The sequence below is a fragment of the Edaphobacter acidisoli genome (genome assembly GCF_014642855.1).
GTDB classification, from domain to species: Bacteria; Acidobacteriota; Terriglobia; order Terriglobales; family Acidobacteriaceae; genus Edaphobacter; species Edaphobacter acidisoli.
Map to the genome: position 1 here is coordinate 19155 of NZ_BMJB01000005.1, position 15244 is coordinate 34398.

At 53.4% G+C, this 15244-nt stretch carries 9 protein-coding genes and 1 pseudogene; 5 read left to right on the plus strand and 5 right to left on the minus strand.

The annotated features are described in order from the left end of the window. Window positions 1-57: 57 nt before the first annotated feature. Window positions 58-1002: a LysR family transcriptional regulator gene (locus IEX36_RS17030; protein ID WP_188760787.1), complete on the minus strand. Its 945-nt coding sequence runs from the start codon at window positions 1000-1002 to the stop codon at window positions 58-60. A gap of 432 nt (window positions 1003-1434) precedes the next feature. Here IEX36_RS17030 and IEX36_RS17035 point away from each other — a divergent pair. Beyond that, a pseudogene (locus IEX36_RS17035) lies at window positions 1435-1620 on the plus strand (transposase domain-containing protein); the annotation flags it as partial. Between the two features lie 226 nt (window positions 1621-1846). Here the strand turns inward: IEX36_RS17035 and IEX36_RS17040 are convergent. The 4 genes from IEX36_RS17040 to IEX36_RS17055 form a co-directional block, all read right to left on the minus strand. Continuing rightward, entirely contained in the window at window positions 1847-2329 is a 483-nt protein-coding gene (locus IEX36_RS17040) for a hypothetical protein (RefSeq protein ID WP_188760788.1), read from the minus strand. 17 nt (window positions 2330-2346) lie between these two features. Beyond that, window positions 2347-5478, minus strand: coding sequence for an NHL domain-containing protein (locus tag IEX36_RS17045; protein ID WP_188760789.1), 3132 nt, complete (start codon window positions 5476-5478; stop codon window positions 2347-2349). Then, window positions 5475-9173, minus strand: coding sequence for an RHS repeat domain-containing protein (locus IEX36_RS17050; protein ID WP_188760790.1), 3699 nt, complete (start codon window positions 9171-9173; stop codon window positions 5475-5477). Before IEX36_RS17050 ends, IEX36_RS17045 begins: the two co-directional genes overlap by 4 nt. Window positions 9174-9918: 745 nt before the next feature. Next, the gene (locus tag IEX36_RS17055; RefSeq protein WP_188760791.1) at window positions 9919-10773 is read right to left on the minus strand and encodes a hypothetical protein; all 855 of its coding nucleotides are present in this window, start codon (window positions 10771-10773) and stop codon (window positions 9919-9921) included. Between the two features lie 351 nt (window positions 10774-11124). Between IEX36_RS17055 and IEX36_RS17745 the strand changes: the two genes are divergently transcribed. The 4 genes from IEX36_RS17745 to IEX36_RS17075 are packed head-to-tail and all read left to right on the plus strand — an operon-like array spanning window position 11125 to window position 15190. After that, complete coding sequence (locus tag IEX36_RS17745) at window positions 11125-11445, plus strand: PqqD family protein (protein WP_188760792.1); 321 nt, start codon at window positions 11125-11127, stop codon at window positions 11443-11445. Window positions 11446-11472: 27 nt separating this feature from the next. Next, window positions 11473-11847: a lasso peptide biosynthesis B2 protein gene (locus tag IEX36_RS17065; RefSeq protein WP_188760793.1), complete on the plus strand. Its 375-nt coding sequence runs from the start codon at window positions 11473-11475 to the stop codon at window positions 11845-11847. A 12-nt stretch (window positions 11848-11859) separates the two neighbouring features. Continuing rightward, window positions 11860-13785: an asparagine synthetase B family protein gene (locus IEX36_RS17070; RefSeq protein ID WP_188760794.1), complete on the plus strand. Its 1926-nt coding sequence runs from the start codon at window positions 11860-11862 to the stop codon at window positions 13783-13785. Window position 13786: 1 nt separating this feature from the next. Then, window positions 13787-15190, plus strand: a complete 1404-nt coding sequence (locus tag IEX36_RS17075; protein WP_188760795.1) for an aminoglycoside phosphotransferase family protein — start codon at window positions 13787-13789, stop codon at window positions 15188-15190. Window positions 15191-15244 lie beyond the last annotated feature (54 nt).

The following is a 15244-nucleotide window of genomic DNA, read 5'->3' on the forward strand; positions in this document are numbered from 1 at the left end:
AAAAGATGTGGCGCTGTCGATATAGCGCCTTCTGAAACACCCCATCGACCATAAACATTAGTGGTGTCTACGCTGCGCGGGTGTAGATTGCCTGGAATGCCCCTCCTGCCTTGAAGTAGCCTTGCGCAGTAACAGATCGACGAACTCGCTCAATGCCGGATGCCGATTATCCTCTCTTACGTAAACTCCGATCTTTCTCGTCAATGTCCGCGCAGGCAAGGGCTTCGAGATCACTGTGGAGTTTCTTGCGGAAGACGCGCCAAGCAGGCAGATACCGACATTCTGCTCCACCATGTGGAGGGCTTCGGGCGGACCAAACGCATCAGCCACAACCCTTAGCCGCACACCTGAGCCTTCAAAGTATTCTTCGACCTCCTCATATTGCTGTGGCGAGTGCTCGCGCCCCACCGCAATAACGGGCACGTCGTCAAGATCCTCAAATCGTACAAGAGGCTTGAGCGCGAGCGGGTGAGATTTCGGAACGCACGCTACTACCGGTTCCTCGGACAGCTGACGGGTGAGCAATGCTGGATGAGCAAATGGCAACTCGCCGACGGCCACATGGAGCGTTCCATCCACAACTCGCCCGACAAGCGCTGCCGTCAGGCCGGGGCAGTGCCTAATGCGTATCGTAGTATTTTCAATTCCTTCGAACCGCATCAGGAACCCCAGAAGCGGCGGCGGCAAATAGGTTGAGTGACCAACAAGAAGACGCCTCGCATCCAACCCAGCGAAAGATTTCATCCGTTCCTCTGCGAGGAGCGCCTGTTCCACTGTCCGCGTCGCGTCTGCATAGAATATCTGCCCCTCTTTGGTGAGTGACATACCTTCATCAGTTCCGATAAACAGACGCCGGCCGAGCAGGTTCTCCGCCGTGCGGACACGCTTATGGACTGCCGAGGCACTCAACGACAGCTCTTCGCCAGCCAGCACATATGTCCTCCGTTTCACCAGAGCGACGACCGCCACCAAGATGTCGATCGTCAATGCCGGAATCCGCATAAAAACCGCCTGCATATGGACGATGAGCAGAAACTCATCGGCGTTCCTGTTCGTCCTCTCGAGACGAGCTTAGGCTATTCCATATAAATCGCAACCGTTCAACCGAGACTGGCAGGGATTGCGGCCAATGTAGCACACGGGCGAGCGCCAACGAGACAGCGCTCAGTGGATAGCCGCTGCCACTTCTGATTTGCTCGATAGCGTGTAAAGCTGCTTTTCCAAGCAGACGCGTAAATCTCCCGCGAGGGGAGGTTACGCCACCGCAAAGTTTGCTACAGACCTCTTGCACAATGGCGGCGTATAGCTCCGCGCCCCTCGTCCCCTACGCTGCAAGCGGATGGTCTTGGCCGGATGGACAGGTGATGCGGTGGACATCAAGATGTCTATATGACGGAAGCGGAGCAGGGTTAGCTGAGGCGCCGGCAGTAGCGCGCCGGCGGGGAACGGGCTGCCGCGCTCTACTCCCTGATCGGCTCAGCCAAGCTCAACTCGCTCGACCCGGAGCTCTATCTCCGCCAGGTCCTCGCTCGTATCGCTGACCATCCCGTGACCCGTATCGAAGAACTCCTGCCCTGGAACTTCGCTCTTCATCTCACTGATACTTCCAGAGCTGTTTGAGACCGATACCCATACTCTGACATGTAGTGTTCACGATTTTTTTAGTGGACACTACATGTACCACTGACCTGACCCATGCTCGAGCCACAGTATCTAGCCTCGAAGTAATTCAGTCCGCTCTCACTATCTCGTTCTTTGCCGGTAAAGTGGGTCCGTGAAAACTCTATGGCGGTTGCGCAAACACCATACCCCTCTTAAGCGTAGACCTCAACGTAGAACCAATAAGCTATTGAAAGTCAGGGAGCCACCAGGGTTTCGGCATTGCCCAGAAGACGATCTCTCCCGGCTTGGAGACCGCCGTGTGGGAGCCACATTTGTTTACTAAAACCACACCGGTCTCTAACACTTGCTTGACCTGGATCATCGTCATAGCAGGTTCATTGCAGTTGATGTACGCGAGCCTATACGGCTCATTGCCGGGTTTTGGCCCCACGATCAGTACAAACTGCTGAAATCCAGGCAACATTTCTAGGGAACCCGTCCCATTTTTACCTATGGAGACCTCCGACGATTTCCATCCATCCCCCCACCTTACAGTCACTTTTCTGTTGGGCATGGCTTTGCCAGTTTTCCCGTTTACCAGTCGAATGGTGAATGTCTGCGCAACAAGCGATACGGGTAAAGCAGATCCTGCGATGAGCAAGAAAATTGCGAACCCTCCGATGATCCGCGAAGCGGCGCTATAGACCACTTTGAGCTGAGAATTCATCTTCGACCTCTTTCTTTTCAACAGTGACTGTACTCAGCGGAGCAATATCCAGAGTTATTACTTGGGCGATTGGAAGGAGGGTCGTCTTTATGATCCTTTCTATATTGTTGAACATACTGCTTGAGATTTTGAAGTTGGGTATCTTTTCCCTCCTTAGTGTTGGCGCGATTGAACGCTTGCACAAACGGCATGATTCCTGCAAGCGGAACCGGACCCGCTTCCGTTCCCATTTTCACACCAGCTTGAAGGAGCGCCCCATATGTATCGCGAGCCATGGTGTCAGCTTTGCCGGGGTCGGTATATGTCTTGTCTGGAGCATGACCATTACCTTGCATGCCGGGGAGAAGAAAAGCGAACAAGTGTCCGAATAGAGGTCCAAAGCCCGCGTGGGAGTAGGAGTCCTGCTCAGCGTGAAGATAAGCACCTAAAGCCTCGCCTCCATACCCCTCTCCTAGGCTATCCGATGTGCTTTCGAATGAATTCCACATTTCGGCTCTTCGCTCGCTCGTAGTGAAATGAAAGTCCCGTCTTGCTCCAGATCCCAGGAACCCATAACCATTCCACGGATTTGTTGCCTTACTCTCGTCGACCCCTTGATCAGCGCGTGCGATCACCCCAGATTCGTAGCTCGAATATCCGGCTGCATACGCAAGAGCCTGCGTAAGATCAAGATGTACGTCCTGCTCGTAGAATCCATCGGGGTCTGTGTACCTTAATGGATTGTTGAAACCATAACGATAGAGATTCAGTGCTTGCGGATTACCCGGGTTCGGTCCTGTGGCATCTGGACTCATGAAGCGACCCATGCTCGAGTCATAGTATCTAGCCCCGAAGTAATCCAGTCCGCTCTCACTATCTCGTTCTTTGCCGGTAAAGTGTTGTTCGGTGGGGCCTGAAGATTGCCCAATAGGCATTTCGCCGAACGGCATCCCCATGTAAGTAGCCTCTAGAGAGCCAGCAAAGTTCGTCTGCGCCCGTCGCGTGCCGAGCCAATCCGTCAGATGGAAGTGCAACCCCTGGTTGTCGTATGTCGCCAAGAGGCTGCCATTCACATAGACATTCGTATGGATCGGGTTACCCGAACCATCCAACTCTGTCATCTGTTCCCCGGAAGGCCCCAGGATATATTGGTTGGTCAGCGTGAACCCATTGGAGCTGACATCACAACTCCAGACGGAGATTGTGCCCTTGGCAACACGATGTCCCTCTACGTCGTAGAGGTATTGCGTCATGCTCGTGGCGTCCAGAGGTGGTGCGGCCGGTGTGCCAACAGCGCAGATTCTGCCGTCCGGATCGTAGAGGTAGACATGACTGCCATCGCCGATTATATTGCCCGCGGGATCGTAGGAAGGTGCGACCGTTGTCCCACTCGCATTCGTGCTGAGAATCTGGTTGGCGCTGTTGTAGCTCGCTATATCGGTCGTGATGCTCGCCGAAGATGCGGGTTGGCAAGGGGATGTCCCACCGCCTGCAATGCTCTGATCCGATCCAGACTGGTTTGTTCTATTGCCGAACGAGTCGTATGACCAGCAATAATACGAATTCTGACCGTACGCTGGCGTAGCAGTACCGCTGGCGAGTCGATTCAGACCATCGTATCCAAAGGTCCATGTTCCCATCACGGAATCGGTATAACCCAGCAAGTTACCATTCAGATCATATCCGAGGTTCGGTGAAAGCATGCTGTAGCTGTAGACAGGCGTTGCGACCGTGCTGGGGTCCGTTCCTCCAGTCAAGCTGCCACTGCTGGGGTTTGCTGAGAACGAGCCCTGCGCGAAGTCCTGGCTGTCATACGTGCTGGCCAGCGAGTAGGAATAGTCTGATGAGGCTCCAGGTTGCTTCGAAGTGAGCGTGAGCGTGCTGCCGCTTAGAGTAGCCGTAACCTGGGAATTCGGATCAGTGTTCAATGCAGACTCCAGTGCCGCTGCTATTGCGCTGGAAGTCGTGTTGGTCGTTGAATTATACGTTGCGGACTCTGAAACGCCGCCGACCGTCAACGTGACTGTGCCCGCATCAAAGGCACTCGGGTCCCAGATAATCGGTGCCGCAACTTGACGAACCATACTGTTATTCGTGTCCGCAATGTCGAGGTTGCCATTACCGTCAACAGCAACATTCGAAGGAAAATAGAGCGCGACGGTTGTCGCCGGTTCGTTGTCCCCCGTATAGCCGATCAGACCATTGCCGGCAACTGTTAAGATAATCCCGCTTGAAGCTTTGACGGCCCGCACAACTGAGTTTCCATTATCTGCAATATACATATTGCCGGAGGTATCGAATGTTACGCCCGAAGGCATCGACAACGTGGCAGATGTAGCGGCTCCTCCGTCCCCCGTATATCCAAGAGTTCCGTTTCCCGCAATCGTGCTGATGATCCCCGTGGATGCTGTGACCTCACGAATCCGATCACTGTACTGTTCTGCGATATAAATATTGCTCGCGGAATCAATGGCAACCCCTACAGGGTAGTGTATGGAAGCCGCCGTAGCCGGTCCGCCATCCCCCGCATACGTCGCCGCACCATTTCCTGCAATGGTTGTGATGATGCCGGTCGAGGCATTGATCTCTCGAACCACATTGTTGTTGGAATCGGCAAAATAGATGTTCCCTGATGCATCCAGAGCAATCCCCTGTGGGTCGCCCAGTTTCGCGGCGGTCGCCAAGCCTCCATCCCCGGAATAGCCGTACGAACCATTCCCGGCTATGGTTGTAATAATTCCAGTCGCCGCAGTGACCTTGCGAATTACCTCGGCTCCCGCATCGGTAATGTATAAATTGCCTACAGCATCGACTGCAATTCCACTTGGGGAGAGCTGAGCGCTCGTCGCTGGGCCTCCATCGCCGGAATAGCCTGGCGTTCCGTTGCCAACCACTGTTGTAATGATCCCAGTGCCAGCGGTGACTTTACGAATGCAATAATTGTCCGCATCCACGATATAGATGTTGTTGGCCGTATCCACCACAACAGAAATAACCGAATGCATTTCGGCGCTGGTCGCTGAACCACCATCGCCAGAGTAGCCTTCATTTATCGAGCCGGCTACCGTCGTTATAAGAGGGGCTTGGGCACTAGCGGCACTCGGAAGCAGACATAAAACGCCTACCAGAGATAGCGGTAGTTTGTGCAGAACTCGGAGCGCAAATGTCATTTGCTCTGCTCCGATCCAGTGATAGTGATTGAGGTAGTCCCGCTTGTTCCGTAGCTCTGAACAATACTTCCCGTATCCGTTTCACCATTTACCCTGAGTCTCGAGTCATAAAACCGGATGACAGTCAATCCGGTTCCATAGAGCGCTCCCGTTAAGCCTCCAGCAGGACTATAAGACGGATTCGAGAACAGCATTGGCGGATGAGTTGCATCATTCCAGCTACTCTTTACGGACAGAACGTGGCCAGCGCCATCATATTGAGTTGAAAATAGCGTTGTTCCGAGACCGTTGCTATAGTCTGTCAGCTTACCGGCAAGATCATACTTGTAGGTAGAGTATCCTGGGTAATCAGTCGTGCACTTCGTGAAGACGCATTGCAGCTCGCTTGTTACCCTTCCCATCGCATCGTAAGCATAAGGAATGCGTTTAGAGTAGACCACCCCATTAGAGATGGCATCCTCTTCCGTCAGACGTCCTATCGTATTTGACGTGCCAGAAAGACTGGAAGAATCATAAGTGTAGGAAGCAACAAGAACTCCACTGGATGGGCTTGAGCAGTTGGGGACACTGTAAAACTTATACGTAACTCTGTTCAGTACGTCATAGCAGTAGCCAAGTATCGTTGGTGCTGTGGCTAAATTGATCGGCTGTGACAATTTCTGGACTAGATTTCCATTCGCATCATAGCTGTATTGAATGGTTCCCGTTTCTGGATTCGATGCGACAATGAGGCGAGACAGCGGGTCATATGTGAAGCTGCGCGCTCGTGGTGTTTCACCAACAGAAGAATTGCCAATCTGATTGACGCTTGTAAGATTATCCAACGCATCGTAACGGTAGTCCGTTTCCAGGTTCAATGGATTCGCAGGCGTCCCTAGCTCCATCACCTGTGTCAAGCGGCCCAGTCCGTCACTCGTTCGAGCCCAGGAATGACTTGCTTCGTCTGTATAAGTGGTCGCATTCCCCGCATACGTCCAGATCAGCGACGAACTGTCCGGTTGAGTTTGAGTTTGCTTACGTCCCAGGGCATCGTAGAGCGGAAATAAAGTCAATCCATAAGTTGGATCCCTCAGAGTTCGATAAGGATTTGAAGTGGAGTAGACCTGTCCCATTGTGTTGTATGTGGTGTCCACATAATCGACACCCGAGTCGGAGTTCAGCTGCGTTTGCACTACCCTCCCGAGCCCATCGTAGAGCGTCGTACGAACGATAGGACCTGCCGCTTCACCGGTTGTGGTCGTTACAGTAACTTTTGGCGGGGTGGGGTCGCCGTTATAGTTGACCATCATGCTGCCACCACCTGGCGGATAATCTATCTCAGTCAGGCGGTTTAGACTGTCACCATAAGAATAACTTGTAATCTGACTGTTCCAATCTGTATGAGATGCGAGCTGCCCCGTCGTGTAGTAATATGAGTAGTGGTCAGTTGCATTGTTGGCATAGGTTGCCAATGTAAGATAGGCATCTGTTGGTTGACGTGGAGTAAATCCTTGGTACGCGTCGGCATAGCTATAGGTTGTTGTATATGACTTCGGATCTGTCTCACTGACAACCATCCCCGCTAAATCGTACCTATAGGTCGTAGGCGGATTCCAGTTGGCACAGTTGCTTCCCGAAAAGGCGAGGCAATGTTTCTCAGAGGTAAGATTTCCCCGAGGCCCGACCATCGTTGCCGGGTAATTCGCGTCATCGTGATTCAGAATTCCGGCACTTCCCGATAAAGGGAACTCGTCGTAATTGTACTGAACCATTGAAACAGGGTTTCCAGAACCATCAGTAACAGTTACCTGTGATGGCTTATCGACAATATGGGCCTGAGAGTAAGGATAGGATGGCTGCGTCGGGTTAGGACTCGACCACAAATAATTAGTAAAGGTTTTGCGCAACCATGCTGGAGGGTTTGCCGCCGCAGCACATGGGTTGCCTGAACAGGAATAATAATCAGACTCGTCCTTCTCAATGACGTTGTCATACCCATCGTATTTCAGCTGTGTCTGCTTCTGTAGCGGTGTAGCGCCATCGTAGAGAGTTGTCGTTATTTGACCTGGATACGCACCAGCATAAGTTGTTGCCACCGATTCAAGTAGCTTACCAGCGCTTGTGTAGATAAGCTTGGATGTCTCCTGCCATGATGGCGCACCCCAGGGAAAGAGAGTACTGCTGTATTGCGTCGCCGTACCTGTATATGACGTATAGCTTCCATCGGGGGCGGTCACCGTCGACGTTAACGAAGTTATATAACCTGAACTGGATGTAGTAGGAAAGTTATACGACCAGTGATCTTCGCCCGACCCAGATGAAATGTATGCGTCGGTTACGACGAGACATGAGATGCGCGAGAAGTCCCCGTACCCCCCACAATCGCCGCGGACTCCCCACACGAATCGAACATAGCCACCAGTGGGGAAATTGATTCTCTGAATCGTCCCATATAGCGGGTCATAAATGAAACCGTACGCAGTGCCATTCGGCAATGTGATCGCGGTCACTGCATCCACTGATGAGGAGGTCATCGGCTGAACTGAAGCAGTGACGTTGCCTGCGCCGCCAGGATTAAAACAACAGATTTCCCACGTGGATGGGTCGTTGGGATCTTGTTGAGGGTGGGGCATGGTCCAGACACCTACCGGGACCTGAGAAACCGTCACAGAATAGTTCTCATTGTTTCCGCTAGCATCCTCCGTGGTAACGGTGTATGTTTTTGCGGCAATCTCGCCAACCTGCGCGATTGGGAAGTTTGTCGCGAAGGTAGTTCTACCTGCGCTGTCCTGAGCTATGGAAGCCACATTCCCATTGGCGTCTTCAAGTGTCCCGCTTGACCAGAATCCGGCGCTACCCCAGTATTGAGTTCCGTTTGGGTAAAGAATTGAAGGACCATAACCGCCTTGCGTGGCGACCCCGATGTTAGCGCCTGTTACAGATATTGCCGTTTGAAGGTCAGATCCGTCCCAGGTAGTGGCATTAGTGGGAGAGCCGTAGTACTGAGTACATTGCGAAGCGGAACTTCCTCCTTCGTACCCGTTCACATAGGCCACGTTCATCTCATGGGTAGACCCGGTCTCGTCCGAATAAAGGTATGGACCAGATATCTGACATCCCGCTACAGTGGGACCGTCTATCTGACTTCCATTTACGTTATATACAGGAGTGTAATTGGGAATAGTTGTTACAGTATCGGTCAAAAATGGCCCCGTGGTTGACCATGGGCCGACAGGGGCTGTCGCGGCATTGTAACTTCCGGGCATCCACTTGTAGTTAACTATTGAAGAATTAAGGACTGTAAAACCTAAATCCATCGCGCTGGAATAGGTATTTGCTTCCTGTAGGGAAACTGTCGCGGATGAATTGTAGAGAAGAGCGAATGGAATCCTTGGTCCTCTGGCACTCGTCGGGCCTGAAGGAAACGGAACCTTGACGCTCAGAGCGCCCGTAATATTGTTGACACTCCAAATTACATCTAGCTTATCTGGATCAGGGGTACCCGAAGGGTTGTGCGCGTCCGCATAGACGCCAGGAGGTGCCTGTGCCATTGAGCGGGTACCTCCGAATACGGCAACTAAGGCGATCATTACAAGTGCTAGCTGACGAACTCTATAGGTCGCATTTATCTGCTGATCCTGCTGCAGGCATTGGAATTCATCGTGGTCACCTGAGTCATTAAGTATTTTGGGGGGAACTGGAAACAACTCTTGCATGACGGCCTCTATGATGAAAGGAGTTGTAACATCAATTTATTACAGCTAAACCAGAACTTCGATGACCACCATGCCTGAACCCAGTGACCGAGAGCTTTGACGAATTGCTGACGTAGTAAACCCAAGACTGATAATTCACGGTTTTTATTTGGCGGCGGGAACGGTGTGTGGGAATCTGCACAGAAAGTTGTGGGCGGATTTACAGCAGCGCGGAATCGCGTGGCTGCCGCGAGAGACTTGGCAATTGATTCCAGCCATGTGAGCTTCCAGTTAGATCCCTTGGAAGCCATCCTGATATGAGAGTAGGAAGAGCTGGGAGCGAACGGGAACCGACGAGCACCAAGGCAAAAGGGCATGCAAATTCTTCCTGAAGAAAGTCAATCCAAAACAACTCAGCCGATCACTAATTCTCCCGGGAGTAATGCTGCAAGTTATTGCATATAACCAGTTGCGTCTATTTCATGCGTAGATTGCGCAGGAGAAACACTATCAGAAAGTTTGTTCCTGTCAACAATTTTCTTCATTGAAGCCATTTAGCGCCACCGGAAAAACCTGCAACTACACGCTTCCTCTTGGGCACAGCTTACCCGCTTGCTCGGGTATCCGGAGCTAGAGCTATCCAACAACTTAGCTGAGAACTCCAATGCACCCCATCGCTCGGCCGCCGCAACTGGATTCATCTCGGCCATCAGAACGCCGGACTGAAAATCGGTATCCCGTTTCGGGCGAAGGCATGGTTGATGGATCATCGAGGCGTAGGTGGGCTACCTCGGTCCTTTTGGCGGCCCGGATCGCCCGATTGAACAAGACCACCCTCTTCCTCCGCGATTCTCATCGAAACGGCAGTGACCCTTCCGATCACGTCGGCGTCATTCGGGAAGCGAACTTCGCGTAGACGACTGCGAGAGCGGGGTGACGGAAGGAGCACGAGACGGCCTTCCGCGAGTTCGCACCAGGAGCACGCGTAGCCATCACGAAGCTCTACGAAAAAAATGGGCCGGTCATACTCATTCGACCAAGGAATACGGTCGATGCGTTTTTGTTGCGGATCAATTTCGACAAAAGATCCTGGGCGGATCAGAGGATAGAGCGTGAAGTCCTCAAGACCGATGTAGCCATAGACAAAGCTGTGTGAGCCCTTGCGTGGTAAGAGCGTCGCCGGCATTCCACCCCACTGATGAAATATGCGCGAGACCAGGTTGGTCTTCTGCAGCGTAACCCCGTAGTTCAATTCAGAGGGCATGGGCAACTTCGACACAGGATCGCGGGTCTGTTCACCAATCAAATGTGTTCGTGGGAGAGCGAGCCTTGTCTGATCGGTACCGATGTTCCCCATGTGAATCCCAAAATACCCTAGAACCTCGTCGAAGGTGCACTTGTAAATGACGCTGAGCGCGTAGAGTTTGTAAATGCTCGGCGTGAAGTCTCCCTTCTCGACATCGGTGAGCCAAGTATGCGAGATATGGTATTCCCGATTTTTCTTCTCATCGGCAAGTCGAAGGCTGAGCCGCTCGACCTCGCGGGTGGAAAGACGGACACGTACCCTTGCTGCTTTCAGAAGCATGCCGGCTTCGGGGCCCAACCTTGCGGCAGAAATCATGCAGCCCTTCCTTCAACCAGACAGTCTTTCCTCGAACACAGACTTGGGGCTGTTAGTGCTGCAAATCAACAAGGAACAGCTAAGGGTTGCTGCATCAGGATGACAGCTTGAGCTCGACATCAACGGTCGGTCACTTCAAGCGGTCGGCGTTCCGGCCAGAATGATCCCCGATTCCGGATAGAGCGATGTCCTGCCTTCAAGCGTCGCGCGTCCAGATGGCCGTAAACCCGTTCATCCCTTAACCTTCTCTAAATGACGCAATACGTGGTTTTATGATGCCACTCACGGGGTGAAGGCGCATAAGTTAATTTGCCCAAGAGAGGATTCCCATTCAGGCCAGGAGCACAGTCGATGACATCAGACAGAACTCGAAATTGCCTAAGGTATCGAATCAACGACGGTGTACGCAACACTTTGCATGTAGACAGTGGAACCGTCCTCAACATCACGCGTGGCCAACTCCTGCGGCTGAACGAGACCGCATCATGGATGCTCCGACTTCTGCTGAACGGTAGAGATGCAGCGGAGATTGTGGATCAGCTGGCTGTGGAGTCCGGTGCGAGGCCCGAAGTAATCGCACAGGATGCAAGGGACTTCTTCGAAGAGCTCAAATCGTTGGGCGTCATTGAAGAATGCTCTGTGAGCGTTGCGTCTTCCGATAGTCAAGCATGAACAACATTCCAAGGTTGGAGGGTTGCGATGGGTCTACTTGTCTTCGAGGCTTATGTTCGGCTGATTGCGTTTGATCTCTACCTGCGGAGAGGAAGTTTTTCCGCGCTCTATGAACGAGTGCGCGGCTGTCCAGTGAGAATAGGCGTGGCCAGACTTGGATCCGTTGAACGCATATGCGCCGCGGTTGATCTGGCAACCATCTGGTATTGGAAAGAAGTGCTCTGCCTGCAGCGCTCCGCCGCGACTGTTTGCATGTTGCGGAAGCACGGCATCCCTGCGGAATTAGTCATTGGCGCGCAATCAACTCCCTTCAAAGCGCACGCCTGGGTTGAAGCCGACGGGAGCGTGGTCAACGACAAACCCTACATGCCAACCAAGTATACGGTCCTCGATCGCTGTTAAGGAGTTCCCATCATGAGCGCACAGTACGGAAGATGGAACTTCGATGGCTCGGTTGTCGGCGATATCGAACAAGCTCGAGCACTGCTCTCGTCCTATGGTCCTGACGGCGAGGAGATCTACAGCAGCAAAGGAATATCCATTCTGCTCCGTGCGTTTTCGACGACCGAGGAACTGGTTTCGAAGCGCCAATCTCTCATCGCCGCATCCGGAGCGGTGATCACATGGGACGGCCGGCTCGACAATCGTGAAGAACTGTTAAGCGGACTTGACGGCAAAGTAACCATCACTGATGGAGATGTTGCCATCGTCCGGACCGCTTATGAGCGGTGGCAGGCCGGCTGTTTCAAAAAGTTCAGCGGAGATTGGGCCATCTCGATCTGGAACACAAGGGAGAAGACGCTTCTGCTGGCACGGGATGTTGCCGGAGTGCGGCATCTCTACTACTCGATGGAGGGTAATTCAGTCACATGGAGCACCATCCTGGCTCCGCTGGTCTATGGAAGACGGCTTACGTTGGACGAAGCGTACATCGCAGGATGGCTCACTTCGTTTCCAGCGGCGCACCTGACGCCCTACGTCGAGGTGCAGTCTGTTCCGCCCGGCTGCTTCCTGGAAATCACATCGAGCAGATGCCTGGCTCGTCGGTACTGGGAGTTTGATGGAGGACAGAGAATCACCTACCGCAGCGATACCGATTACGAGGAACACTTCCGGGCACTGTTCGAGCAATCAATTCGCAGAAGACTGCGAGCAAATGCCCCCGTCCTCGCCGAGTTGAGCGGCGGTATGGACTCCAATGCGGTCGTTGCGATGGCCGATCTGGTTACGGACAAAGATTCGGGCAAGGCGCGCGTCGACACGGTTTCCTACTACAACGACGGCGAACCGAATTGGGACGAACGGCCGTGGTTCAGCGGAGTGGAGAAGAGGCGCGGGAAGACTGGCCTGCATATCGACTCGGGATCGCTATCGTTTGAACACACCAGCTCTGGCGAGATCGCGCTTTGGCCGGGTGCGAAAAATGGCGCCTCACCACTGGTCGACTGGATGCGCCTGCATGGACATCGTGTGGTGCTTTCCGGTATCGGCGGAGATGAATTCCTGGGTGGTGTTCCGACGCCGTTGCCAGAACTTGAAGACTTGCTGGCACGATGTCGTATCCGAGAGCTGGCGCGACGCCTGAAAGCATGGACGCTCGTGCAGCGGAGGCCGTGGATTCATCTCCTACGAGATGCGATCGCAGGCTTTTTGCCACTCGCACTGCGCCCGTCTGACCCGAGGCGACAACCGACCTGGCTGCACCCTGATTTTCTGAAGCGGAACCAACCTTCTCTGAGAATCGATCAAGCTCGTTTGACGATCTTTAGTGCGATGCCGAGCTTGCAGGAGAACCTCGGCGCGCTCGACAGGATCGCGAGGCAACTGGCAGCAACGGAGATTTGCTCTGTATATCCCTACGAGAAACGCTATCCCTATCTTGACCGCGACCTGCTTGAGTTCTTGTTCAGCATTCCCCGCGAACAGTTGGTACGGCCTGGCGAACGCCGTTCCTTGATGCGTCGATCGCTCCGAGGTATCGTCCCTGACGAGATTCTCAACCGTAAACGCAAAGCGTATGTAATCAAGTCTCCATTAGCTGCAATTGCCAGGGAACACAAACGGCTTACCCAATCAAACAATGAGCTTGTCACAGGCGCGCTTCGAATCGTCGCGACAGACTCCTTTATGAAAGTCCTTGAAGAGGCTGGCCAGGGAAAAGAGATACCTGTCGTGCCACTGCTTCGTGCTCTAGCTCTCGAACGCTGGCTCCAGAGCTTGCGAGCCAGCGGTTTCCTGAATGGACGTTCCGTGCAGATCTCACTTCCTGAAGAAGTGGTGACGCGGCTGCGATCCGCTTCCTCGACCAAACCCTCCTCGCTCATCTCCACCGGAGTCTAAGATGCAGACCGCAGAGAAAGCAGTATCGCCGGATTTAGCAAGATCCGCTCCTAGCCGCGAGCCTGTCGTGTGCCACCCCATCATTTTGCGTGGCAACGACACAGAAGTGTTCCTTCTGGGGCACGATGGCCGCCACTCGCCTCCGCGCGTTGAAATTCCGCGCAACCAGAGAACCGCGCCTCACCTCGTTGACGTGGTACAGCGGATATCTGGTTTGCACGCTATCTGCCGCTTCACACTTCCCGACGAAGGCTGTCAGGCCATGCCGCGATTCGTGGTGATGGATACCACCGATGACTCACATTCGACATCTGCTGGGACGAGATGGGTACCTGTCAACGAAATTGATTGGGCGGGCGATGTACCGACCTTCGTATGCGATCGTTTCATAGACGCACTCAGGCAGGCCAATGCGTATGCTATGACCAATTCCCCGACACCATTTAGCACACCGAGATGGTTCGAGGAAGTCTCGCACTGGGTAAGGTCGAAGCTCAGCTCGCGTGAACTCACACTCACTGGAAACTGGACCCAGTACAACATGGGACCGGAGTTCTCACTCATTCGTTATGAGACAGACAGCGCTCCAGTCTGGTTTAAAGCCGTTGGCAGACCAAATCTGCATGAGTTCACCATCGCTGCAGAACTCGCTAACCTGCACTTCCCATGTCTCCCTGAGTTCATTGCTATCCAGCCTTCATGGCATGGCTGGTTGATGCACGACGGAGGCGGGAGCCCGTTAGATGAAACCGCACCACTCGATCATTGGAAGGCGGCAGCACGTTCGCTTGCAGAATTACAAATCGCATCTCTACCTGCCCGTCAATCATTGCTGACCGCGGGATGCAGAGACCTGTCAACAGAGAAGTTGCGCCTTCAGATCAAACCATTTCTCAATATCGTCGAAGAGCTAATGGCGAAGCAGCCTGTTACACCGCCCCGCAGGCTCAACCAGAATGATCTTCGCTTCATTGAGATTCACTTGAACCGCGCGCTCGATGAACAAGAAGCGCTTGGCATCGCCGATGCCATTGGACACTCGGACTTGAATCCCGGCAATGTTCTGGCTAATCCACACGACGCTGTTTTCCTCGACTGGGCGCAAGGCCACATCGGCCAACCATCGATCACCTTCGAGTTTCTCCGTGCACTCCTTGCCAAGCTGCGTCCTGGTTATGAGAGTTGGCAACAGGATCTGCGCAAAGCCTACCTCGACGCCTGGGTAGATGTTGTCACCGAGGAAACGATGGCACGTGCGCTTAACCTCGCAACATTGGTCGCGCCGTTCGCCTTTGCAATGAGCTACTGCTCTCAAGAAGGAGTCGAGCATCTCCATCCATCCCTCGAAAAGCTTCTGCGAGCACTTGCGCGCAAGATGTTCGCTGCTGCCCGCAGGTTTGCCTGAACATTGGCCCCCAGCCCTGGCGGGTCAGACCTCAAAACAGAAAGGAGGTGAATA

What these genes read in the sequence shown, in the direction of transcription:
- IEX36_RS17030 (WP_188760787.1), bottom strand. Translation starts at nt 1,002, where the DNA reads ATGCGGATTCCGGCATTGACGATCGACATCTTGGTGGCGGTCGTCGCT.
- IEX36_RS17040 (WP_188760788.1), bottom strand. Translation starts at nt 2,329, where the DNA reads ATGAATTCTCAGCTCAAAGTGGTCTATAGCGCCGCTTCGCGGATCATC.
- IEX36_RS17045 (WP_188760789.1), bottom strand. Translation starts at nt 5,478, where the DNA reads ATGACATTTGCGCTCCGAGTTCTGCACAAACTACCGCTATCTCTGGTA.
- IEX36_RS17050 (WP_188760790.1), bottom strand. Translation starts at nt 9,173, where the DNA reads ATGCAAGAGTTGTTTCCAGTTCCCCCCAAAATACTTAATGACTCAGGT.
- IEX36_RS17055 (WP_188760791.1), bottom strand. Translation starts at nt 10,773, where the DNA reads ATGATTTCTGCCGCAAGGTTGGGCCCCGAAGCCGGCATGCTTCTGAAA.
- IEX36_RS17745 (WP_188760792.1), top strand. Translation starts at nt 11,125, where the DNA reads ATGACATCAGACAGAACTCGAAATTGCCTAAGGTATCGAATCAACGAC.
- IEX36_RS17065 (WP_188760793.1), top strand. Translation starts at nt 11,473, where the DNA reads ATGGGTCTACTTGTCTTCGAGGCTTATGTTCGGCTGATTGCGTTTGAT.
- IEX36_RS17070 (WP_188760794.1), top strand. Translation starts at nt 11,860, where the DNA reads ATGAGCGCACAGTACGGAAGATGGAACTTCGATGGCTCGGTTGTCGGC.
- IEX36_RS17075 (WP_188760795.1), top strand. Translation starts at nt 13,787, where the DNA reads ATGCAGACCGCAGAGAAAGCAGTATCGCCGGATTTAGCAAGATCCGCT.